Below are 24,737 nucleotides of genomic sequence, written 5' to 3'. Positions count from 1 at the left end.
AAAATGTCTAACTTTAATAGTAAAAAGTTGAACAAAGTTAAATGAATTAATTTAATATACTTATTATCAGTGTTTTAAATAGCGCCAAAATTGTTTAAGGAATTAGCCTTCAACTTAGGTGGAAAGCTGTGAAAATGAATCATATATTTGTAAATCATTGTTTATGATGCACTTAAGTTGTTTTATTTCAATTTATATCAAATCCTTGATAAAGAAAGAGAACAAGGGGTTTTTCTAATTGAAAATGGGAAATTTTAATTAACTTGGTTTTGATTTGTTCATCATGAATTGATTGGTAAAAAGAGTATTCTAAAGAAGAAGCTAAATGAGTTATGAAGGAAATTAAAACTATTTTAGAATTAGTTGCTGCGAAAGAATCTTCAAGAGAAAAATATGCAATTGCTCAAGTAGTAAAAGTTGAAGGCTCCTCTTACAGAAGAGAAGGGGCGAGGATGGTTATTTTTGAATCAGGCATATTTGAAGGAGGTATTAGTGGTGGCTGTTTAGAAGGTGATACTTTAAAACGTTCTCAGCTGGCAATATTAAAGCAAAAACCATCTTTGATTACTTATGATACGTCTAAAGAGCATGAAATTGGTATTGGTTTAGGTTGTAATGGTGTTATTGATGTATTGATGACTCCAATTGATGAGGAATCGAATACTTTAAAAATTTTAAAAAAATGTTTATCAAATAGAAAGTCACATATAGTCATTACCATAACTTCTATTGACCCAGATCAAGAATCTTTAAAACTGGGTAGTAGTTTTTATTATGATATTGAAAGCGGTGATTTGGATGATATGCCTTCTTCAGATTTTAAATTATTTCTTCTAGATCGAATTCAAGAGGTTATTGAGAAAAATAAATCGAACAGCTATCATTTCTCTTCTGGCGAATTAGAAGCCGGGGTCTTTATTGAAATAATTCCAGCTCAATACCATTTGGCCATTTTTGGGGATAATTATGATGTTTACCCAATGTTGGAGTTTGCAAAAGTATTGGACTGGGAAATAAGCTTGGTCGGAAATATGCAGAAGCTTCAAAAGGAAAAGATCAAAGGAGTAACAAATATTTTTCACAAAGATTTTAATGATCGCCCCCAATTAGACAATAGAACAGCAGTAATATTAATGGCCCATGATTTTAAAACTGATCGTAAAAACCTAAAGGAGGTTTTGAATAGCCAAGCAAATTATATAGCCTCATTAGGGCCTAAAAAGCGTTTTGATAAAATGATAGATTCATTTAAAGATGAGGGGCTTGAGTTGTCAAAAGGAGATTTGATGCGAATACATGCCCCAAGTGGTTTAGAAATTGGTGCTAATTCTCCGGAAGAAATAGCCATGAGTATATTTTCAGAAATAATAAGCGTTTTTTCAGGAAAAAGAGGAGGAATGCTTAAGTTTAAAAACGGACCGATTCACGAAAGAAATTAAAGGATTAATTTTTTCTGCGTTCCCAAAGGATATTTTTTTCTCTAAGTGAATTCACCTCCTTGTCTACGATATTAATGGTTTTAATAATGTCCTCTTCAGATGTGTATTTACCTATACTAAAGCGGAGTGATGAAAAGGCTAAGTCAGGATCTATTCTCATGGCAGTTAGCACATGAGAAGGGTTTTCAGAGGCCGCATTACAAGCCGAACCATTCGAAACGGCTATATCTTTGCTTAAGGCTCGTAATAGGTCAGCTCCATTAACAAAAGGAAAGGATATATTACAGGTATTAGGTAACCTGGGCGCTGAATGCCCATTAGAACTAGACAATTCAATTCTAAGAAGGCCTTCTTCTAGCTGATCCCTTAATTGGGTTATTCTGATCATGTCATCAGATAGGTTCTCGCAGCTCAATTCAATTGATTTTGCAAAACCTACAATTCCTGGAGTATTTATCGTACCGCCCCGTAAGGTTTTTTGTTGTCCACCCCCTTGAATAAAACTGTGCAAAGCTTTTTTAGCCTTATTATCTTTATAATAAACCAGGCCAATTCCTTTCGGCCCATAAGCTTTATGAGCTGAAAAACAGGCAAAATCAGCAACTTCCAAAGCATCGTAGAGTTCCACTTTTCCGAGGGCCTGCGTAGCATCAATAAACAGGAATATGTTCTGATCTGCTATAATCTTGGCGATATCTTGTATAGGTTGGATAACGCCGGTTTCGTTATTGGCATACATAATAGCTAATAAAACTGTTTCGGGCCGCAGCGCTGCTTTTAAATCGTTTAGATTGATCAATCCCGAAGTGTCAACATTGAGGTAGGTAACAGAAACGCCTTCATATTTTTCCATATATGCACAAGTGTCTAAAACAGCTTTATGTTCAGTTTTACAAGTAATTATATGAGAACCCGATGGCTTATATTTATTAGAAAAGCTTTTTAACACCATATTAATTCCTTCAGTTGATCCTGAAGTATAGATAATGTTATCAGGAGAAATACCTAAAATATTGGCAATTTGATCAGTAGAAGCCTCTACAGCTTCTTCTGCAAGCCACCCAAACGAATGGTGTATGCTTGAGGTATTCCCGAAATTTTCACTTAAAAATGGGAGCATAGCATCAACAACAGCCGGATCACATGGGGTAGTGGCATTATAATCTAAATAAAGCTTTTTTTGCATTTTAAGAAATTAAATAGGACTGTTTAAAATTAAAATAAATTGATCAATAAGCATCATTATACAGGAGCTTTTAACTCCTTTATATTTTATAGAGCAATCAATAAGCCGACACCAAATAGGAAAATGAAACTAATAATTATTGTTTTCCAAAATACATGGGCTTTTTTTATTTCCATAAATTGAAAAGCCACAGCTCAAAATTTTAAAGCTGATAATATTAAAATACTGAAAACAACATAATTACTGTCAATCTTTGTTAATAGTGCCGAAGTAATCGTAAGTACTATTAAAATAATCCAAGTTATTGTTGCTGCGTTTTTCATATTAAAAAAGTAAATAAATTACTGGAAAAAGCATCAGCCAAATTAAATCACACATGTGCCAAAAAGCGGCGCTATCCTCAATATCTTCAACACTTGTATTGGATTTTTCTTTGCTGATTCCAAAATATACCGAGGTTAAAATGACCAAGCCAACCATAACATGAATCACATGAAACAAAGTGAGCATCCAATAAAAAGTAAAGAATGTATTGTATCCAATTGTAATTGCTTCATTGAGTTTTTCGACATATTCAAAACTTTTTAATCCTAAAAAAAGGCATCCAAAAAGCATGGTCAATAGCAGGAGTTTTTTAAACTGTGTTTTGTTCTCTTTTTTAAATTCTGTAACGGAAACGGCCATAAAAAAACAACTGGTTAATAAGAAGAAGGAGTTTATCATTTCATATGCAGTATTCAATTTCAGGCTTGAACTATGAAATAATTCTAATTCTTGACTGCTATAATGAGCCATTGAAATTAAGGCCGCACCAAAAGTGAACAGTTCCAAAAAGATGATAATTCACATAAGGATACCTCCTGGTGGATACCATATGCTTTTTGAATTAATTTGTTGAACACTTATAAATTTAATCCCAGTCTTAAAATATTTTTGAATAAATAATGTAAGTCCTAAAACCAGTATTAAATTATTTATAGATTAAACCTGTTTTCAAATATAACAACAAATTGGCCTATGAAATTTCCATTATAAACCAGTTGTTGGATGGTTGATGACAACTTGAAAATGTATTAAAAATTCATTGATTTGATCAAGCCGTTTTTTTTATGATTGATACTAAAATCAAGGGTTTTGAGATTTGCTTGTAATTCTGCGATTTCATTTTGATTAATCCATTCGATATGAATTTCACAATCTGAAGTTTCATGAAAAGTGACAGAACCCAAAAAAGCATCAGAGTTGTTTCTCAACCTCATTATTTTCAGTTGATTCATCACAATATCTTTTTGAAGACCGTTTCTAATATCTTGCATATTTAAAGTAGATCGGTTAATTTCCTTATGTCCCGAATCCGCTGCTTTATCGGCAGCTTCATAATCGTTTTTACCGGCAAAAAGGTCTAAATACCAGACCTGAGGAATTCCAGGCATAAACATTTGAATCGCTCTTGCCAATAATAGTTTGCGTTCATCTTCGCCCAAAGCACTGAAAAAAGTAGCGTTTACTTGATAATATGAAATCTTATTACCTGATGGATCGTAAAGATTTTTCACCCGGCCTCCGCGCTCCATTATTTTATTCATAATTGCTTCAATCTCAACATCATCAAGTAAACCATTATTGTATATCCCGTTGACTTCTTTGCCTTTTAAATCGAGAACAGGTATCCCATCATGACAGCCTAACATATTCACTGTTTTATATTTTTTACGAATGATTTCTTTAGCCCATGTTAAAAGTGCTTTGCTCGAACCATTTTCTATAGTATGAATGGTTAATCCTGGCAAGAAAAAATCGTAAATATAATAGCCTTCATTCGCTACTTCATCATGTAAATGCAATCCATATTCCGCATGAATTTCTGGTAAGAGCATTAAATCATGCTTTGATGCTATTTTCTTAATTCTCTTTAAGTACTGCCAAGTACCAGGTTTATTAAAAAAATTTGACTGCCCTATTTCCTTATGCAAATATGCAAAAGCATCTAACCTTAATATTTTGCAACCGAAATCGCTCACTTTTTCTAAGGTTTCCTCATAAAATTCCCAAACTAATTCAGCTTTGGCATTCACATCCATTTGGCCAAGATAGGAGCGCTTTTGATTTACGATTTGTAAAATCTTATTTTTCAGATAATCATAATTTTCAAAATCAACACTGTTAAGATCTTGTTTTTCATCTATTGCTGCATTGACTTTACTGCAAATAAGATTAATTTGCTCCTGACTCAAACCACTTAAATCTATTAAATCATTTTCAGTGAGATTAGCATAGCTGATATTTTGGTAAAAAGTGTTCCAATAAGGTCTTTCTGAACCGTCAGGGAAAAGCACTTTTAGAACGGGTAATCCAGACTTTCTCATAAATAATTTACTCAGAAATTGTTCATGGGGCATGATAATACCATCTTTTCCCATTTCACCTTTTCCTTCCCAGAAGGTATTCCAATTAATAAAGAAGTCTTTGTATTTTGATTTATCACCATATTTCAGCAAATCTTTGAATTGAGGCGATGTTACTGAAAGATGATTTAAAACAATATCGAATTTTAACTGAATATTGAGCTCCTCAAATGCTTTTAAGTTTTCTTTAGAAACTAAATCTTTATTTAAATCGTAATCCACGATTGAAAACCCTCTATCTAAATCGCTATTAAAAAATGTTGGAAGTACATAAAACAGCGAAAACACATCTTTAAAATGAGGCATTTTCAGCATGTCAATCAAATCGCTTAAATTTGTTCCAATGCTATCGGGATATGCATTGAACATTACTCCCTTGCTAATAGTAAAATCTTCTTGCATCATTAAAGAATTTATAAAAGTTCTGATAATATATTAATGTTATCAGGTAACCTACCTACATTTTGAAGTTTTATGGCTGCCATTTGTAAAGCTACTTCTAAACATTTTTCAATAGGTTTTTCTTTTATATAGGCGAATAAAAATCCAGACCAAAAAGCATCACCTGCGCCTGTTGCGTCTTGAACGGCATCAATTTTTATTGCTGGCAATTGAATTATCTTTTTTCCTTTTTCTGATACTTTAACACCATTACTGCCCAGCGTTAAACAGACAGTTTCAACTCCTTCAGAATGGAAAAAATTGAATATTTCTTCATGAGGGAGATTCTTCTCAAAGAGTCTCAGCATATCGTCTTCGCTAATCTTTACTAATGGGTTAAATTTGCAATAGTCTTTAATTATCTGAACAGCTTCCTCCTGACTGCGCCATAATTTTTTAGCATAATTCACATCGATGCTTAATTTGCATCCCAATTTAAATGCCTCTTCAGCCTTTTTTAAAATAGTTGATTGTGCAGGGTTTTTACTTAAAGCGAAACAGGTTGTGTGAAATATATTCGTTTTTAAAAGTAAGTCTTTTGAAATTTGAGCTTCTGTAATATGAGAATCAGCTTCACGGTATGGTATGAAATCTGGTGTGCCGTCTGTTCTGGACACAAAAATAACGCTTGTCGGTTTGGCCTCGATTTCAGTTATATGATCCGTATTTACTCCGATTTCAATGAGTCTTTCAAAAATATATTCTCCAAAACCATCCTTACCAACAGTAGCTACCATTACAGACTTCAAGCCTAATTTTGCTGAATTCATAGCAACATTAGTTGGAGAACCACCTAAATACCTGTGGTAATCTTTTGCGTTATTGATAAGCACTCCTGTTTGATGTCCAATGAAATCTATAAGCACTTCGCCAACACATAAAATATCTATATCTCTTGCTTTATTTTTCAAAATGAATTCGCTATGTTAATCAACTTATTTTTAATTTAATTAGCCCTTAGGTTATTGAATCTATTGATCAATAATATTTGAAACGGGTATATTTTCGTTTTCCTCAATTGAGTTAGGCTCTTTAAGTCGCAATGCCAATACACCTGATATAATAAAAAACACGCCACCTAATAGAATGGCATTAACCGCACTGTTGTCTAACAAGTTTTTTACAATTGGCCCAAAAGTCAATGTCTGAATTCCCATAGGAATAACAATCATCATATTTAATATTCCCATATAAACACCGCGTCTTTCCTGAGGCACTATTTTAGAAACCATCGAATAAGGAATACCCATCATAGCGGCCCAACCTATACCAAAAAGTATCATTGGTAAAATAACCAATAGGGGATCTTGAATATATGGTATAGAAAGCATTGCAATACCTGTTAAAAACAAACTGAATACATATACTTTTTTACCGCCAAATTTAAGCGCTAACGGCACCAATGCTAGGGCAAAAACAATTGTAGATAAGTTATAGGTAGTATTCATCTTTGCTGCTTGGCTTAAAGCTTCAGAACTATTAAAACCCATGCTTTCCTTGAACATAGGAGCAATGAATTGCCAATAAATAAATAGGGCATACCATTGAAACAGGTATACTGCTGATAACTTCCACATAAATTTGGGCATATCTTTGATTGAATCGACAATTTCTATGAATGGAGTCTTTATTCGATCTATAAACGGTAATGCGTTATGCTTATTAATATCTGCCATCTCTTCATCTGAAGGAGGTATTTCAGGCGTTTTCAGCACTGACCATAAAATCGTAGAAACAGATAATACAGCCCCAATGAAAAAGGAGTAATACAACCATTTAGGGATAGATTTTACTGTTTCACTTGCTGTTTCCACCTCACCAAACCAATCTTGGAAAAGAAATATGGAAGCATTTGCTAAAACAATACCAGCGCCAACAAATAAACTTTGCATTTGGTAACCGAAACTCAACTGTGTATTTGGTAATTTATCACCTACAAAGGCGCGATATGGCTCCATTGCCATATTATTCCCGACATCAAGAATCCATAATAAACCTACGGCAAACCACAATGTAGGACTAAAAGGAAATGCAAATAAACACAAGCTACCTATTAATGCTCCAATAAGAAAAAATGGTTTTCGTCTTCCCCAACGTGGAGACCAGGTTTTATCTGAAATAGCACCAATTATAGGCTGGACAATTAAACCTGTTACGGGGCCCGCTAAATTTAGTAAGGGTAAATCTTCATGATTAGCTCCTAAAAATGAAAATATTGGATTAATTGCAGTTTGCTGCAAACCAAAACTGAATTGGATTCCTAAGAAACCTACATTCATATTAAAAATTTGCCAGAAACTTAGCTTTACTTTACCAACCATTATTTAGAGTTAAGTGATTATTTGTATATCTAAAAATGACCATATTGAGTAGTGAATGACTTCCATTTACTACAATCAATATGGCCTTTATGGGAAACATGAAGCAATGTACAGTTATATATATTTTACGAGTACAATTATTTTACCGAAAACGTTTTCGATTTTTACGAAAACGTTTTCGTTTTTTGTATCTTGGTATTCAAAATCAATGTTTTTATGAAACCTGTTACCTTGAAACAAATAGCGGAACAGTTAAATATTTCTGTGGCTACTGTATCAAAAGCTTTAAAAGATTATCCTGATGTTAGCATTAAAACAAAGACAAAAGTAAAGGACTTAGCCAAATCATTAAATTACAAACCCAATTCCTTTGCCGTTCATTTGAGAACAAAGGAGTCTAAAACGATCGGTTTGATAGTTCCTGAAATAGTCCATCATTTCTTTTCTAATATTATAAAAGGGATTGTCAACGAAGCCGAAAAAAAAGGATATTTAGTGATTATTCTGCAATCCAATGAGTCTTATGAATTAGAAAAGAAACAAATAGATTTGTTATTGAGTCAACGGGTTGATGGTATACTAATTTCCTTAGCAAATAATACTTCAGACTATGAGCATTTAAATCAAGTCATAGCCTTGAACAAACCTTTGGTAATGTTTGATAAGATTGCTAAAATGGTGAGCTGTTCGAAGGTTATAATAGACGATAGAAAAGCAGCTTATGATGCTACTCAGCATTTAATAGATATTGGATGTAAACGTATTGCCCATTTTAGAGGAGCCCTTTTACCATTGAATTCTATTGATAGATTTCTTGGTTACAGAAAAGCCTTACTCGATAATAATTTGCCTTTTGACTCCTCATTGGTTTATATGAGTGAATTTGGAGATATGAGTTTTGAAGCAGGTCAAATAAGTGCTAAGAAATTAATTGAAGATCACAAAGATGTGGATGGAATTTTTGTCAATACTGATTTAGTTGCCATCGGAGCATTAACCGAGTTGAAAAGATTAGGAGTTATGGTTCCGGAGGATATTAAAATTATTGGATTTAGCAATTGGTTTATGTCTTCAGTCATTTCACCATCACTAACGACGATTGATCAACCAGGATACCTTATGGGCGAAACAGCATTTAACCAACTTTATAAAGAAATAATAGCCATTAAAAATAAGGAAGAAACTGCACCTCAAACTATAACATTAGAAACAAAGCTGATAAAGAGGGAATCCACTGAAATTTTTAGTAAAAATTAGAAAATAAATTAAAGTTTGGATGTAGCCTTTTTTATTGAGGGTGTCCTGTTGCATGGTTGAAAGTAAAGGAGAAAACTTCGACATTCGAAATTCTAAATCGATTAACAGCGTTGATCCTGAGAAGGGGGGACGATGCTAATAACGGCTTTAACTCTTAAATCAACAATCTCCAATCAACAATCTTAAATCGGATTAGCTCCCTGCGGTCGGTGATCTTAAAGGGGTGACGAGGGTAATAAGGCCTTTAACTCTTAAATCTCCAATCAACAATCTCCAATCTCAAATTGGATTACCTCCTTTCAGTTGGTGATCCTGAAATGGGGTGACGAGGGTAATAAGGCCTTTAACTCTTAAATCTCCAATCAACAATCTCCAATCTCAAATCGGATTACCTCCTTACAGTTGGTGATCCTGAAGTGGTGTGACGAGGGTAATAAGGCCTTTAACTCTTAAATCTCCAATCAACAATCTCCAATCTCAAATCGGATTACCTCCTTACAGTTGGTGATCCTGAAATGGGGAACGATGCCAAAGCAAAATCCTTTACAATTGTTTCACAATTGAGTCTTTTTTGTTTCCAGACCCTTATGAAAGTGAACTTTCAACGGGCTGGAAACAAAAAATCCTTTTAAACTTCAGTTTAAAAGGATTTTGCTTTGTCGGGGTGGCAGGATTCGAACCTGCGGCCTCCACGTCCCAAACGTGGCGCGATAACCGGGCTACGCTACACCCCGAGCGATTATCTTTTGAATTTTATGCGGAGAGACAGGGACTCGAACCCTGGCGACGGTTACCCGTCGACAGATTAGCAATCTGCTCCATTACCACTCTGGCACCTCTCCAATTTCCTATTTTAAAGAACTAATTTTTAGGTCTGCAAATGTATTATATGGAATAGAATCCTGCAAACATTTTCAATATTATTTTAGAAAATAATCGATGTGTTTTGTAAAACATTTAGGCACAGAAGAATTAGCCTTGATTTATTGGTTACACTAAAGAATAAATATGATAATCAGCATTCAGTTTATTTGAGTATTTCAAGTCATTTCATTGAAAAAAATATATATTTGTAAACACTTATTAAAATTAATTAATATTAAAACGAATATGAAAAGATTTAAACAATTTGTAATGCTATTGTCTATGGCATTAATTTTTGGAAGCTGTTCAGGTATTAAAGTAGTTGATTCTTGGAAGGCTGATGAAATAGAGACTCTTGCAGGTGCCAAAATTTTGGTAATTGCCAGATCAGATGATATGGTTGGAAGACAAAGATTTGAGCAAGAAATTGCTGAAAGATTAAGAGCTGGCGGAGTTGATGCAACGGAGAGTTATAAAAAATTCCCAGCAATGAAACAGAACGAACAATTAACTGAAGAGCAAATTGCTCAAAGAGTTCAGATTATTAAGAATGAAGGCTATAAAGGTGTTGTACTTACTGTTTTAAAAGACATGAGTAAAGAAATTGTAACGTCAGAAACTGGTGGTTATGTTTCAGGTGGTTACTACCCATCTTATTATGGTGGCTATTACGGTGGATTCGGTGGATATTACGGACGTGTATATTCTCCTTATGGTTACGGTTATGGTGGATCATATGTTCCTTCAGAAACCAGAACTTATACTTCAGAAACTTACAACTTAGAAACTGTAATTTATAATTTAGACTTGGAACCAGGGAAGCAATTATTAGGTGTAATTGCAATTGATATTACTGATCCAAAATCTATTTCAAAAGTAGCTCCTCCTTATGCGGATGCGGTTTTGAAGCAGTTGAAAAAATAAGATAAAATTTTCAATAATTTGAAAGGCCTAAGTTTAATTACTTAGGCCTTTTTTATGAACCTTATTCTAATATTTTAGTAGCGAAACCGTTTTCTTAGATTCATCTTTTTATTGAGAATATTTCTGTCTCTATTCCGTATTTTTGTGCTCCTTATGAAGAAAATAACCACAATCATAATTTTGCTTATTACTTGTTACTCAGCAAGAGCTCAAGAAGAGAAGGAAATTGATAATCAAGTGCAATTCTGGACAAGTATCAATTCAACCTGGCGTTTTAGTGACCATTGGGGAGCAATGGGTGATTTTCACATAAGAAGAGATGATTTTATAAAAGACCCCAACTTTTATTTTATTAGAGCGGGTGGTGTATACTGGTTGAATGATAAAATGTCAGTGGCTGGTGGAGCAGCAGCGCTATGGTTGGCATCTCCTGCATTGGACGGAGGGTTTAACTACGCATTAGAAAAGAGGATTTATCAGCAATTTCTTTGGAGAAGCGAAAATGGAAGAACTCGGTTTCTTCAGCGGATAAGAAATGAACAAAGATGGCACGAGGTTCTTGATCCAGATGGTTCAGTAGATCGAGTTCGTTTTTCAAATCGCGTTAGGTTTTTGTTTTCAGCAGCAATCAGGGTTTTTGAGGATGAAAAGAAGCCACGCTTAGTGTTGTCTGATGAAATCTTATTTCATTTTGGAGAGGAAATTGTTTACAATACCTTTGATCAAAACAGACTTTTTGTGGGGATGACCCATAGACTTAACAAAGAATGGTCTTTTGATTTTGGCTACATGGCTGTATTTCAACAAAAATATAGTGGTTATCAGTATGACCTGAATCACACTATCCGATTATTCTTTTATTTATCACCCGACCTACGTAAAAAGAATAAAAGTGAAGATTTACCCCATTATCCTGTAGGTGGCATTGAATAGTTCCTAATTGTCTATTGAATTTATTCCGTTATTCTTCGTATTTTAGTGAGTATCTAACTAAAACCGAAAGAAATGCTCTGGATTGAATTGATCATTTTTTTGGCCATCATTATTATCGGTGCCAGAATAGGAGGAATAGCAATGGGAACCATTGCTGGTATTGGACTAGTCATATTTATTTTCGCATTTAGATTGCCCGTTGGAAGCCCCCCAATAATTGTGTTGGGTATGATTTTAGCTGTGATCACTGCACTCTCAACCATGGAAGCAGCTGGGGGCCTTGATTACCTCGTTGGTGTTGCAGAGAAGATTATGAGAAAGCACCCTCAGCATATCACTTTTGTAGCCCCTTTGGTTACTTATATATTGGTTTTAGCAGCGGGTACACAGCACGTAATATATGCCTTATTACCTGTAATTGCAGAGATATCGAGAAAATCAGGAATCAGACCTGAACGGCCTATTGCCATGACTGATATAGCAGCGATGCAAGGACTAGTGGCTTCACCTATATCAGCCGCTACAGTTGCCATGCTGGGTATATTGTCTGTTATGGGAGTGAGTCTTCCTCGAATGATGATGGTCATTATTCCTTCCACATTAATTGCGGTTATAATAGGTTCATTTAGCGTATATAGAAAAGGAAAAGAGTTGGCCGATGACCCTATCTATCAACAAAGATTAAAGGATGGCAAGATAAAAGATTTGGCTTCTTCGGAAGAACCTACAAAGGCATCCTTAAGAAAAGCAAAGGGATCTACAATGATGTTTTTCTTAGCCATTATTATGGTTGTCATTATCGGTATATTTCCTGAAATCAGGCCTACTTATCAATGGATGGTTGATGGTCAGCTTACAGAAGATCAGATTGGTATGGGCCCCGCTATTATGGTCATCATGCTAGCCATCGCAGGATTTATCATGATTATTTTTAAAGCAGATGCTGGCAAGGCAGTAGGCGGTAGTATTATGAAGAGCGGTATTGTCGCGCTGATTTCAATTCTTGGAATCTCGTGGTTGGGCTCCTCGTTTTTTGAAGGAAACAGGATTTTAATTATTGATAGTATTTCAAATGCCATAGAAGGTTATCAATGGGTGTTTGGTTTTGGTTTATTTACCTTGTCGATAATGTTATTTAGTCAGGCTGCAACGGTGGTAACGTTGATGCCCGTTGGATTGGCCCTGGGGCTTGATGCAGAGCTTTTAATTGCACTTTATCCAGCAGTGAATGGATTCTTTGTTTTACCTACTTATGGAACCATACTAGCTGCTATATCATTTGATCAAACCGGAACCACAAAAATTGGTAACCGACTGGTAAATCACAGTTTTATGCTGCCAGGACTTATTACCACATTTTCTGCAGTGGTTATCGCATTACTTATTACCTATTTAACCTAAAATATATTATTAACCTCTATTAGTGAATCACACAATGAAATTATTTAACAAATTAACAATTCTATCAGTGCTGCTAATTGTAACAGGACTAACAAATTTATCTTATGCTCAGGAATTTAGAACTGAGACAGATCTCTTGGGTGATGTTAAAGTTCCCATAGATGCCTATTATGGCGCACAGGCTGCCAGAGGTATGGAAAATTTTCAAATTTCAGGCCAGTATATTAATGACTACCCTGATTTTATTAAAGCATGGGGCATGGTGAAATTGGCTTGCGCCCAGGCCAATACTGATGCTGGAAAAATGAAACCTGAAATCTTAAAACCTATTGAAGAAGCTTGTAACGAGGTAATCGCAGGAAAATATTTAGATCAGTTCACAATAGACCTCTATCAAGGGGGTGCTGGTACATCAACAAATATGAACGCCAATGAAGTCCTGGCAAATATTGCGCTTGAAAAATCAGGTCATAAAAAAGGGGATTACAGCAAAATATCTCCAAATGACCATCTTAATATGTCGCAATCTACCAATGATACATATCCTTCTTCTTTGAAATTAGGGATGTTGTTGCATAATGACAAATTGTTAAAAGAGCTGAATGAACTAAAAGTTTCATTTAGAACTTTGGGTCATAAGTATATTGATATTGTAAAAATGGGGCGAACTGAATTTCAGGATGCCGTGCCTATGACCGTTGGTCAGGAATTTCACTCTTTCGCAGCAATGTTAGAATGGGATATTTCCAATATAGAGCATGCAAGTAAATCATTACTGATGCTCAATATGGGAGGTACTGCTATCGGTACCGGGTTGAACGCACCAGAAGGCTATGATAAATATGTTATAAAGCACCTTAGGGAAATTTCAGGATATGATCTTAGCAATGCAGAGGATATGATAGCTGCAACATCAAGTTTACAAGGATTTGTAGTCTATTCCTCAGCCTTGAAAACATTGGCGACAACCCTTTCCAAGATCTCAAATGATTTGATCAATCTTTCTTCCGGACCGAGAAATGGTCTTTTTGAAATTAATTTACCGCCAAGACAACCGGGCTCTTCAATTATGCCAGGAAAGGTGAACCCTGTGATTCCTGAGTTGATGGCTTTTGTTAGTTATCGAGTTATTGGAAATGATGTAACCGTAAATATGGCGGCTTCTGATGGTGATCTTCAGTTAAACGCTTATGAACCCGTTGTAGGTCTTTCGATTTTCGAATCACAGAAAATCCTCACCAATACGATGAATGCTTTTAGAATCCAATGCATCGATGGAATAACCGTAAATGAAGAAGTTCATAAACGGAACCTTGAAACTACTATTGGAATCGTTACTGCATTAAATCCAATTTTAGGTCATCATGTTGGTGATGAACTTGCAAAAGAATCAAAAGCTACAGGAAAAGGAATTTTAGAATTAGTTAGAGAGCAAAAACTGCTCACTGAAGAACAAATAGAAACATTATTGTCACCCGAAAATATGACTGGTCTTGACAAATCTATATATGAAAACAAATAAAACAATCATTAATCAAAAACTTAAAATTTAATATTATGAAAAGCCACCCCCTTTTAAACAAACTCATGTTGTTGTTATTGGTTTTAGCCATAACGCCATCTGCATTCGCTCAAAATAAAGATTTGCCAAATGTTGTAATCTTAGCAACAGGAGGTACTATAGCTGGTTCAGCTGACAGTGGAACCCAGGCAGGTTATACCTCAGGTCAAGTAGGTATTGAAACAATGATAGCTGCTGTTCCAGGAATAACTGACCTGGCCAATGTAACCGGTGAACAAGTTTCAAATGTAGGTTCTCAAGACATGAGCGTTGAAATTTGGTTAAAATTAGCCAATAGAATTAATGAGCTCTTGGCAACAGATGATGTTGACGGCATAGTTATCACCCATGGTACCGATACGCAAGAAGAGACAGCATTCTTTTTAAATTTAGTTGTAAAAAGCGATAAACCGGTTGTAACGACTGGTTCTATGAGACCTTCGACAGCAGTAAGCGCTGAAGGTCCTTTAAATTTATATAATGCCGTTGCCATAGCAGCTAACACTAAGGCCAAAGGTCATGGTGTTCTGGTGGTAATGAATGATCAGATCCATTCAGCCCATGGCGTCACAAAAACAAATACAACTTCTGTCCAAACTTTTATGTCTCCCATGCATGGCTTAACAGGTGCAGTGATTTACGGAAGACATGAATTTTACAGCAAACCACATGGTATTCATGGACTTGATAGTGAATTTAGCGTACATGGCGTGACAAGTTTACCAAGAGTTGATATTATTTATTCAGGAGTCGATACACCAGCAGATTTAGTTGATTTATCAATAAAAGCAGGGGCGAAAGGTATTGTTATTGCAGGTGTAGGAAACGGGAACATGAACGCAGCCACCTTAGCAGCATGCAAAAAAGCAGCTGAAAGTGGTATTGTTGTGGTACGCAGCACGAGAGTGCCAACAGGGTATGTTTTAAGAAATGCGGAAGTTAATGATGATGAAAATAAAACCATAGCTTCTGATGAGTTGAATGCTCAAAAATCAAGGGTATTACTCATGTTGGCTTTACAAAAAGACAGGAGCTTGGAGGATATTCAGAAACTGTTTTATACTTACTAATCATATAGAAACCAATTATGAGAAATTTTAAATTTATATATGGTTTGATTATACTGTTATTTGCCTTTGTAGGGCAAGCACAAAACAGACAGTCTGATACAACCAATACTTACAGAAGCTTGATTCCCGTAAGTAAGCAATCATTGTTGAAAAATGTTGACATGATTGCCAATACTCAAATTGCTTTTAGAAGTGATTTTTACGAGGGTGAACACCAGGAATCTAAATTTAGAGTGGAACAATTTAGACTGGAAATCAAAGGCTATGTGCATGAGAAAATCTATTTTAGATTTAGACACAGGTACACAAGTACTTTTGAGCCGCAAACAATAGACAAGATTATTAAAGGAGTTGATTTTGCTTATTTAACTTTTACCTTGTCAGATAAGGTGAATCTTACTTTAGGTAAGACCTATGCAGATTGGGGAGGTATTGAGTTTGATCTGAATCCAATAGATATCTTTGAGTATTCAGATATCATTGAGCAGGCAGATAACTTTCTTACCGGGGTTGGCGTGTACTGGCAGGCCACAGAACGGAATGGTTTTTCCTTCCAGATTCTGAATTCCAGGACGCAATCTTTTGAAGAAATTTACCAAGGCCTTCCTGGTTTAGAAGGGTCAGATATTCCATTGGCAGTAGTAGGGAATTGGCGTGGAAAGTTTTGGGATGGAAAGTTCACCACCTTATGGTCTTATTCCTTATTTAATGAAGCCAAAGATACTTTTAAAAACTATATAGCGCTCGGAAATTTATTGACTTTGGATAAATGGACCATAGCCTATGATTTTAAATGGAGTAAGGAAGACCTTGACAGAACTGGTATTATCAGCAGAGATGTGCCTGATGATATATATCCGTATGCCTTGCAGAACACGCTTTATTACAGTCACTGGACTCGAATTGATTATCGCTTTGCGGAAAAATGGGGGTTTAGCTTCTCTGGATTTATAGATACAGCGAAATGGCTTTCTGATGTGGATCCTCAGAAAACCACTGATGATTGGCGAAAGGGTTATGGAGTAGTTCCATCACTTGAATTCTATCCGTGGAAAGACATTAATTTGAAATTTTTCGCCACCTATGTAGGTAGGAAATACGATTATTCAAGTTATGCAGAATCAAGAGTAGGATTGCAAGATTATAGTACAAGCAGATTTATGATAGGTGTTATTTCACCCTTACATATCTTCTAACATATTGCAAATTGACAAACAAAAAGACCTGAAGAATTTCTTAGGTCTTTTTTTATGAATGACCTATTTTAGCATTCCATATCATCTTTCTATGAAAAACACCATTTTTTATGTGGCTCTCTTATTTATTTTCCTTGCTTCTTGTAAGAAATCGAGCGATAATGAACCTTATCAAAAATTATCTGAACAGATAGCGGTAACAGGTGACGGCTATGTTGGAGACCAAAATTGTATTTCATGCCATGAGGATGCTGCAAAGGATTGGCAGGGATCTCATCATGATAAAGCGATGCAAACCGTTTCAGATGAAACTGTATTAGGAGATTTTAATGATGCAGAAGCAAGTATAGATGGTGTCAACTATTTCTTTTTCAAGAAAGAGTCTGATTTTTTTGTAAGGACGACCGAATTGGACGGCTCAGTGAATGAGTATAAGTTAGCCTATGTCTTTGGTCTTACCCCTTTACAACAGTATATCATTGATTTTAAGGATGGTAAGAAGCAGGTTTTAAGAGTCACCTGGGACACTTTAGATAAAAAATGGTTTCATCAATATGCAGGTGATGAAATCGTGATTACCGATTGGTTGCATTGGAGCAGGGGAGCGCAGAATTGGAATACCATGTGTGCAGAATGTCATTCAACCAATTTGAAAAAAAATTATTTTGTAGAGAAGGATTCTTTTCACACAACATATTCATCGATCAACGTAAGCTGCGAAAGTTGTCACGGGCCAGGAGCCCAACACTTAAATTGGGCTAATTCAGGAGCTACAGAGGGTAATATGTACATGGTACTCGGAAATGATCAGACTGCACAAATGAATATGTGTGCCCCTTGTCATGCAAGACGCGTAAAACTTACTAAAGATTTGATTCCTGGACTTAATTTTGAAGACCAGTATCTGGTACAAAATATATCTTCAGACTACTACCATTTAGATGGACAAATACTAGAAGAGGATTATGTTTATGGCTCGTTTCTGCAAAGTAAAATGCATGCACAAGGCATAAAATGCGGAGATTGTCATAACGTTCATAGTAATAAATTAAAAATGACGGGAAACAAGCTTTGCCTGCAATGTCATGTTCCAGATACCTACGAATCTCCCAAACATCATTTTCATAAAGAAAACACTGAAGCTAGTCTTTGTATTAATTGTCATATGACCGGCAGGTTTTATATGGGTAACGATTTTAGAAGAGACCATAGCTTTAGAGTTCCAAGACCAGATCAAAGCGTAAGTCATGGCACACCGAATGCTTGTAATGAATGCCATAAAGATAAGTCAGAAGAATGGGCCGCTCAGCAAGTAGTGGATTGGTATGGAAAGGAAAGAAGACCTCATTTTTCGGATTATTTGTTAATGAGTACCAATACCGATTTGAATCAGCAGGATAGACAAAAGCTAAATGAATTCATCAGTGATCTTAACTATCCCGCAATTGCAAGGTCCACAGTGATCAGTAACTTGAGTTTTGCTAATGAGGCTGATTTAAAATCGTTAATAGCCACTTTAAATGATTCTTCTGCTGTAGTAAGATATAATGCGTTGATGGAGTTTAGAAATATGAACCCTCAAGATAGAATTGTGATTGCCAAAAAGCATATGACTGACTCGGTTAGGCTGGTCAGAATAGGAAGTGCTCAGTTGCTAATTGGATTCCAAGGTGAGGATTGGAGTGAAGCCGATAAATTGAGTTTATTTAAGGCCAAAGAAGAATTGGAAGAAATGCTTTTTGGTAACGCAGATTTTTCAACCGGACGCTTGCAATTGGGTGATTACTTTATGCAGGCAAATGATGTGACAACTGCAATAAAACATTATGAAATTGCTTTAAAAAAGGATAGCTTGTTATTCCCGGTTTATACTAATTTGGCAACCGCCTATAGCATGTCTGGCCAGACAGATAAGGCTTTTGAAACATTAAACACCTGGATGGATAAAGAACCAAATGCCAGCCGTCCTTATTATTTAAGGGCATTGCTAAATTTTGAAATTGGAAACAATGAACTGGCCGAGCAAGATTTAAAAATGGCCATAGCATTAAATCCTGAGGATAGTCGTTCAATGTATAACCTGGCAACTTTTTATTATCAAACAAAGGATTTCTTAAAAGCGGAATCCATGATAAATGATGCCTTGAAGTTAGAAGCTAATAATCCGGAAGTAAAATATTTGAAAGCATTAATTTTAAAGGAATTGGGTAAAATACAAGAATCGAATAAGCTGATGCAGGAATTGCAAAGTCAACAGCCAGCCTAATCAATTGCTGAGTTTAAAAGAAGATATAATCAACGTGTTATTCAATTAATTCTTTAATGTCTTCTTCTTTACTGTTTATTTTGTATTCTTTCTTACCTGAGGTTAACTTGTATATTCTTAGTCTAAATACAAAGTCATTTGTTGATTCATCGTCTTCAGAGGTATTATTACTTAGATGATAGGAAACATAAAACTCAGCTTTCCATTTATCATTCAATTTATAGCCCAAACCAGGCGAAATTCGTATCACATCATTGTATCGGTTAGCTTCTTGTAAATTATAAAAAAACTCTACACTCATTGGAATATACATTCCCTTATTAAAGGATAACAAGTGTTTTTTCCATTCAATAACAGTTGAAATTTTGAATCTAAACCTACCCGAAAAACTCCAACTTGAACCGTCGAAAGTTTTTTGAAACCTTTCTTCCAAACGGATATAGGTTTTTAAAGGTATTAAATCGATAGATGGCAGGAAGAATTTCAATCCTTGCATTAACCTAAATTCAAAATTATCTGGTTCGAATTTATTCTTTGTATAGTATAAGCCAGTTCCCAAATGAAAAGACGAGATGAGTGGTTCTTCTGATTTTATGAATTTGGGGCTTTTAGTATGTATGATGTCATAGGATGGAACAATGACTAATTTGTCAAAAAGATGCGGGTTGATGGTTCTATATCCAGCAAAACCTCCAAGGCTGTTTTTGTCATTCAATTTATATCTCGTGTTATAATCAAACCAGAATTGACTGTTAACAGAAGCATCTTCGGGCACGTTCTCCTGAGATCGAATAATCGATGTATTCCATATAAACAATAAAACAAGTAGCACTCTTAGCATATAATGAAAAGTGTTAATTTATTCTTTGTGACTATTGAATCTTTGTTCTTCACAGCTAATTAAAAAATGCGGTTTTATTATAATAGGCCTTAGTTATGCGGTTCAAAAATAATAGATTTAAATCTTTTTTACCCTTAAGCACAGTCTTTTCTAATAAAAAAACATAAGAATGATAATTTTAAGAATCATTGATCATCAGCTCGTCTCAGAATCATTTTCAAGAATATTCTAAATGATATTGATTATCTTTGAGAGAATTCAGTTTTAAAGCTATGCGTTTAGTAAAATAATTGTTGAATATTATGGAGGCAAATCGAATTATTAAAAAATATAAAAAGGAAGATCTCACTATTTTGTGGGAACCCAAAAAATGTATACATGCCGCTATTTGTGTAAAGGAACTTCCTGAAGTGTATGACCCAAACGATAAACCATGGATCAAACCAGAGAATGCACCAGCAGCGAACCTGAAAAAACAAATTGACTTGTGTCCTTCCGGGGCTCTGAGTTATGAAGAAAATGAATCATCAATAAAAAAAACTAATATGGCAACAGAAGTAGAATTAATGAAAAACGGCCCCTTGTTGGTCAAAGGAAATATTGAATTAAAATCTCATGACGGAAGCGTTGTAACTAAAGAGAAAATGACTGCTTTTTGCAGATGCGGAGCCTCTAGTAACAAACCTTATTGTGATGGTAAACACAAACAAGCAGGATTTGAAGGTTAACCATAGAGGTTGATTTATTAAAAAAGGGGTTGACAATAAAGTCATCCCCTTTTTTTTAATATATTTTGATCTTATAGTATTATTTCTCAAAAGTGTAAATAACCTTCCAATCATTTTTCATATCTATTACGGTCCAACCGTCTTTTAGAGCTTGGTCAAGACCTTTGTCAAGTTTTCCTATATGAGACGCTCTGTCGTAGGCCCATTCTCTTTCAGCGTCAGTATGATGTACATAGAGCATAAAACTTTTGTATTTATTAGAAGCGGCCCATTGCATCATTTGTAAATCCCCATCAGAATTACCAGAAGAAAAAACAGGTTTTTTTCCAATAATTTTTTGAATATTTAAAGGTTTACCCTCTTTATCATCTATAAATTCTAATTCTGGCAAACGTTTAATTACAGGGTTTCCATCATTATAATCAAAGCTGGTTTTAATGCGGCTTCCAATAATTTGTTCTTCTGGAATACCATAAATTTCAGTGACAAAGGCTCTCATAAAATCAACACCCCCACCTGATACTATATAAGTCTTAAAATCATGAGCTCTTAAATATTGTAATAATTCGAGCATGGGTTGATAAACCAATTGATCATAAGTAACTTTTTTTGAGGGATGCAAGGCTGTTTTAATCCAATCCTGCACATCAGCTTTAAATTCTTCAGTTGTATTGCCTGCATGTGTGGCCATTACTAGTTGTATGAGACCATGTTCTCCTTGCTTGGCCAATGATTCCATGTCATTTTCTAAGACGGCCTTAAAGGGTTGTTCACTGGCCCATTCAGGGTGATCCGCTGCCATTGCCTTTACTCTGTCAATGGCAAAGAATAATTGAAAGTAAGCAGGTTGCTCACTCCAAAGGTTCCCATCATTGTCAAAAGTTGCGATTCGATCTTTAATTGGAATAAAATCTGTGCTTCCTTTATCAGTAACTGATTCTACATAAGTAAAGATATTACTCTTAGTTTTTCCTTCATTCCATGAAGGCAGTGGGTCTATATTTGTTTCCTGTACATTATCACTTGTCTCCTTCTGTTGTACTTCAGTATTACAAGAATACAATATACTCGCCAATAGGATAAAAGTGAAAAAGTTTATTAGTCTAAATTGTCTCATATGATATATAAAAAAAAGGCAGTTGAAAACTGCCTTTTTAATTGAATAATTAATTACTTGTAGGCGCCTGTAAGGCTTCCATAGTATCACCAAGATTAAAACTGGCAGCTTTCATTCGAGGTGGGTATTCTTTAAATGTTTCAATAAATTTCCCAACATAGGCTGTAGCTGGAAGTAATAAGAAAACATGGTCTAAATACCAATCCCAATAAGTATTTGAAGTTATAGTAGCAAATTCATAAGGATCTCTTCTTAAGTTAATAAGTAATGGAATTCTTGTTGTTTCCATCGGTTTAGACCAAGTGTCGAGAGTTCCTGGAGAAGTTTGTTGCATAAAAATAACTTTCCAATCATTATAACGTAAGGCCATTAATTCACCATCATCAGAAAAGTAAAACAACTCTTGACGTGGACCGGTCTTTTCTTTACCTGTTAAATACGGCAAAAAGTTATAACCATCTAAATGCGTTTTATATGACCTGCCATTAACAGTGATCCCTTTTAATAAGTTTGCTTTTACATCAGTATTACCTGCCGCAGCAACAAAAGTAGGAAACCAGTCCATTCCAGAAATGATTTCGTTAGATACTGATCCAGCTTTAATTTGTCCTGGCCATCTAATCATAGAAGGAGTTCTCCAACCACCTTCCCAGTTGGTGTTCTTTTCACCTCTAAAAGGATTAACACCTGCATCTGGCCAAGTATTTTTATGTGGTCCATTGTCAGTTCCATATTGAACGATAGTGTTGTCAGCAACACCCAATTCATCCAAGAGGTCTAATAGTTTACCAACATGCATATCGTGTTCAACCATTCCATCTCCGTATTCATTTTGACCAGAAACACCTCTTAATTCATCTTTAACGTGTGTTCTAAAATGCATTCTTGTTCCATTCCACCACACAAAAAATGGTTTTCCGGATTTAACTGCGTTTCTAATAAATTTTTCCGCTGCAGCAACAGTTTCATCATCTACAGTTTCCATTCTTTTTTTAGTCAATGGCCCTGTATCTTCAATTTTTCCATCAGCATAGGAGTGAATAACCCCACGTGGACCAAATTTCTTGGCAAAATCAGGATACTTTTCTGGATCTGGATAATCAGGTAATTCAGGCTCTTCTTCGGCATTCAAGTGATATAAGTTTCCAAAGAACTCATCAAAGCCATGATTTGTAGGTAACATTTCGTCAAGATCACCAAGGTGATTTTTACCAAATTGTCCTGTAGCATAACCCAAAGGTTTCAGCATTTCAGCAATTGTTGGATCTTTTTCGCTAATTCCTTCTTTAGCACCAGGCATACCAACTTTGCTCAATCCTGTTCTTAAAACACTTTGCCCTGTTATAAAAGAAGAACGACCAGCCGTACAACTTTGTTCAGAATAATAATCTGTAAAAATCATTCCTTCATTGGCAACTCTGTCAATGTTTGGGGTTTGGTATCCCACTAGTCCCATTGTATAGGCGCTAATATTGGATTGACCGATATCATCTCCCCAAATAACAAGGATGTTCGGTTTTTTTTGTGCCGTGACGGATGCGACCATCAATAAGCACATTGAAATTAATGTGATTAGTTCGTTTTTTTTCATAAAAAAGGGGGTTTTAATTATTTTAAGTAAAGATAAATAAAAAAGTCCTGCGAGGAAATACCAAGCAGGACTTAATGAGAATTTTTTAATTTAGGATTAATCGCCCAATCCTATGATCAGACCACCGCTAAAGTTAAGCTGTAAAATATTACCGCTAACCGCAACGCCACTTCCGCCACTTCCAAGGTAGAAGCCACCATAATTTATTGGCATGAGTAACTGCGTTTGAAGTCTTAACCCAATTCTGTCAGAGAAGAAATATTTTAAACCTCCAGTGATTCCAAGTGTAAAAGTAGTATGAGAATCAAAAAAAGAATCTTCAGGGTTCCAGGTTGACCAACCTGCAGAAAGACCTGCAAAGGGTCGGGCATCACTATATCCAAACATGTGAATTGCTCCTAATTGATAATGATTGGCCTGCATATCCGAAACTTCTGTTTCTTGTGGATAATAGATTACATCCTGTACGCTTACTTTAGAATTTTGTTGTGCCCACATAAATTCTATGGTGACGTCATCAGAAGCATTAATTCCAAAAGTCAGCCCGTATTGATCTGAAGCATGAAATTTTAGATAGCCTCCATAATAATTGTATTTAGAGCCTACCTGATACCCATATTGAGGTGTGATCTCAACCTTTTGAGCATAAGTATCAACTGCGCATAAAAGAATCACAGCAATAATTAAAGCAATCTTTTTCATAGTTATATTTTTCTAGTAATTTACTTTTTGTCTTGGATAAAATCAATATTATTCAAGATTGAAAAGCGAATTCCATCTGAAATATAATGTTCTATTTGATAAAACTGAACTGATACCAGTGGGCTTGTAGCTTTCCCGATTCTTTTTGTATAATTCAAGATTAATTTATCCTCAGCCGTTCTTAAGGGAACTGCTTCCGTCATCAAATCAGTAGCTTGCTGGTTTGTTAATGCACCTTTCTTCATCGTATACTTTTGCAATAATTCAAGTTTAGCCTGACCAATTTCCTGACGTTGATTTTCATATTCGTCATATAGTTTCCAAAAAGAATCTGCATTAACCCCGGTTAAATCTACATTTTCTTCAATGATGGCTTTTTTTTCTGATCCAAATAATTCTTGCACCATTTGAATTTCTTCAGTTGTAACATCCTGGGCATAAGTAAAATTAAATACTAATAATGCCGCAATTAATAAGGTAATTTTTTTCATTTT

At 35.2% G+C, this 24,737-nt stretch carries 20 protein-coding genes and 2 tRNA genes; 10 read left to right on the top strand and 12 right to left on the bottom strand.

Going from position 1 to position 24,737, the window contains the following annotated elements:
* Positions 1–332 precede the first annotated feature (332 nt).
* Positions 333–1,439 carry an XdhC family protein gene (locus tag QWY87_RS15470; RefSeq protein WP_290292902.1) on the top strand — a complete coding sequence of 369 codons (1,107 nt, stop codon included), beginning with the start codon at positions 333–335 and terminating at the stop codon, positions 1,437–1,439.
* A gap of 4 nt (positions 1,440–1,443) precedes the next feature.
* On the opposite strand, the gene QWY87_RS15465 is transcribed toward QWY87_RS15470, so the two are convergent.
* The 5 genes from QWY87_RS15465 to QWY87_RS15445 all read right to left on the bottom strand — a co-directional run bounded on the left by QWY87_RS15465 (position 1,444) and on the right by QWY87_RS15445 (position 7,792).
* On the bottom strand, positions 1,444–2,625 hold the full coding sequence (locus QWY87_RS15465) for a cysteine desulfurase family protein (protein ID WP_290292901.1): 1,182 nt from the start codon (positions 2,623–2,625) through the stop codon (positions 1,444–1,446).
* A gap of 324 nt (positions 2,626–2,949) precedes the next feature.
* A complete protein-coding gene (locus QWY87_RS15460; protein ID WP_290292898.1) occupies positions 2,950–3,456 on the bottom strand; it encodes a cytochrome c oxidase subunit 3 in 507 nt (168 codons plus the stop codon).
* A gap of 242 nt (positions 3,457–3,698) precedes the next feature.
* A complete protein-coding gene (locus QWY87_RS15455) occupies positions 3,699–5,435 on the bottom strand; it encodes an alpha-amylase family protein (RefSeq protein ID WP_290292895.1) in 1,737 nt (578 codons plus the stop codon).
* Between the two features lie 8 nt (positions 5,436–5,443).
* Positions 5,444–6,382, bottom strand: a complete 939-nt coding sequence (locus QWY87_RS15450; protein WP_494337527.1) for a carbohydrate kinase family protein — start codon at positions 6,380–6,382, stop codon at positions 5,444–5,446.
* A gap of 60 nt (positions 6,383–6,442) precedes the next feature.
* Entirely contained in the window at positions 6,443–7,792 is a 1,350-nt protein-coding gene (locus tag QWY87_RS15445; RefSeq protein WP_290292892.1) for an MFS transporter, read from the bottom strand.
* A 216-nt stretch (positions 7,793–8,008) separates the two neighbouring features.
* On the opposite strand from QWY87_RS15445, the gene QWY87_RS15440 reads away from it, so the two are divergent.
* Positions 8,009–9,049, top strand: coding sequence for a LacI family DNA-binding transcriptional regulator (locus QWY87_RS15440; RefSeq protein ID WP_290292889.1), 1,041 nt, complete (start codon positions 8,009–8,011; stop codon positions 9,047–9,049).
* A gap of 659 nt (positions 9,050–9,708) precedes the next feature.
* Here the strand turns inward: QWY87_RS15440 and QWY87_RS15435 are convergent.
* Positions 9,709–9,783 (bottom strand) — tRNA-Pro (locus tag QWY87_RS15435).
* A 24-nt stretch (positions 9,784–9,807) separates the two neighbouring features.
* A tRNA-Ser gene (locus QWY87_RS15430) sits at positions 9,808–9,891 on the bottom strand.
* A 268-nt stretch (positions 9,892–10,159) separates the two neighbouring features.
* On the opposite strand from QWY87_RS15430, the gene QWY87_RS15425 reads away from it, so the two are divergent.
* From QWY87_RS15425 to QWY87_RS15395, 7 genes are all read left to right on the top strand, one after another.
* Positions 10,160–10,837, top strand: coding sequence for a hypothetical protein (locus tag QWY87_RS15425; protein WP_290292886.1), 678 nt, complete (start codon positions 10,160–10,162; stop codon positions 10,835–10,837).
* Between the two features lie 153 nt (positions 10,838–10,990).
* On the top strand, positions 10,991–11,770 hold the full coding sequence (locus QWY87_RS15420) for a DUF2490 domain-containing protein (protein ID WP_290292884.1): 780 nt from the start codon (positions 10,991–10,993) through the stop codon (positions 11,768–11,770).
* Between the two features lie 72 nt (positions 11,771–11,842).
* Entirely contained in the window at positions 11,843–13,171 is a 1,329-nt protein-coding gene (locus tag QWY87_RS15415; RefSeq protein WP_290292883.1) for an anaerobic C4-dicarboxylate transporter family protein, read from the top strand.
* A 34-nt stretch (positions 13,172–13,205) separates the two neighbouring features.
* Positions 13,206–14,693, top strand: a complete 1,488-nt coding sequence (locus tag QWY87_RS15410) for an aspartate ammonia-lyase (RefSeq protein ID WP_290292880.1) — start codon at positions 13,206–13,208, stop codon at positions 14,691–14,693.
* 35 nt (positions 14,694–14,728) lie between these two features.
* On the top strand, positions 14,729–15,802 hold the full coding sequence (locus QWY87_RS15405; RefSeq protein ID WP_290292878.1) for a type II asparaginase: 1,074 nt from the start codon (positions 14,729–14,731) through the stop codon (positions 15,800–15,802).
* 17 nt (positions 15,803–15,819) lie between these two features.
* Positions 15,820–16,998 (top strand): porin, encoded by a 1,179-nt coding sequence (locus QWY87_RS15400; protein ID WP_290292876.1) that lies wholly within the window; start codon positions 15,820–15,822, stop codon positions 16,996–16,998.
* Between the two features lie 91 nt (positions 16,999–17,089).
* Positions 17,090–19,264 carry a tetratricopeptide repeat protein gene (locus tag QWY87_RS15395; protein WP_290292874.1) on the top strand — a complete coding sequence of 725 codons (2,175 nt, stop codon included), beginning with the start codon at positions 17,090–17,092 and terminating at the stop codon, positions 19,262–19,264.
* Positions 19,265–19,301: 37 nt separating this feature from the next.
* On the opposite strand, the gene QWY87_RS15390 is transcribed toward QWY87_RS15395, so the two are convergent.
* Positions 19,302–20,105 (bottom strand): DUF2490 domain-containing protein, encoded by an 804-nt coding sequence (locus QWY87_RS15390; RefSeq protein WP_290292872.1) that lies wholly within the window; start codon positions 20,103–20,105, stop codon positions 19,302–19,304.
* 302 nt (positions 20,106–20,407) lie between these two features.
* Between QWY87_RS15390 and QWY87_RS15385 the strand changes: the two genes are divergently transcribed.
* On the top strand, positions 20,408–20,833 hold the full coding sequence (locus QWY87_RS15385; RefSeq protein WP_290292870.1) for a (4Fe-4S)-binding protein: 426 nt from the start codon (positions 20,408–20,410) through the stop codon (positions 20,831–20,833).
* 79 nt (positions 20,834–20,912) lie between these two features.
* Here the strand turns inward: QWY87_RS15385 and QWY87_RS15380 are convergent, their stop codons facing one another.
* The 4 genes from QWY87_RS15380 to QWY87_RS15365 form a co-directional block, all read right to left on the bottom strand.
* On the bottom strand, positions 20,913–21,950 hold the full coding sequence (locus QWY87_RS15380) for an HAD family hydrolase (RefSeq protein ID WP_290292867.1): 1,038 nt from the start codon (positions 21,948–21,950) through the stop codon (positions 20,913–20,915).
* Between the two features lie 49 nt (positions 21,951–21,999).
* Entirely contained in the window at positions 22,000–23,541 is a 1,542-nt protein-coding gene (locus QWY87_RS15375) for an arylsulfatase (protein ID WP_290292864.1), read from the bottom strand.
* 96 nt (positions 23,542–23,637) lie between these two features.
* The gene (locus QWY87_RS15370; protein ID WP_290292863.1) at positions 23,638–24,243 is read right to left on the bottom strand and encodes a hypothetical protein; all 606 of its coding nucleotides are present in this window, start codon (positions 24,241–24,243) and stop codon (positions 23,638–23,640) included.
* Positions 24,244–24,263: 20 nt separating this feature from the next.
* Complete coding sequence (locus tag QWY87_RS15365) at positions 24,264–24,734, bottom strand: hypothetical protein (protein ID WP_290292860.1); 471 nt, start codon at positions 24,732–24,734, stop codon at positions 24,264–24,266.
* Positions 24,735–24,737: the final 3 nt, after the last annotated feature.

This window comes from Lutimonas halocynthiae, assembly GCF_030409835.1.
GTDB lineage: Bacteria > Bacteroidota > Bacteroidia > Flavobacteriales > Flavobacteriaceae > Lutimonas > Lutimonas halocynthiae.
Note: the sequence above shows the minus strand (reverse complement) of the source record. Positions and strands in the feature narration are given on the sequence as shown.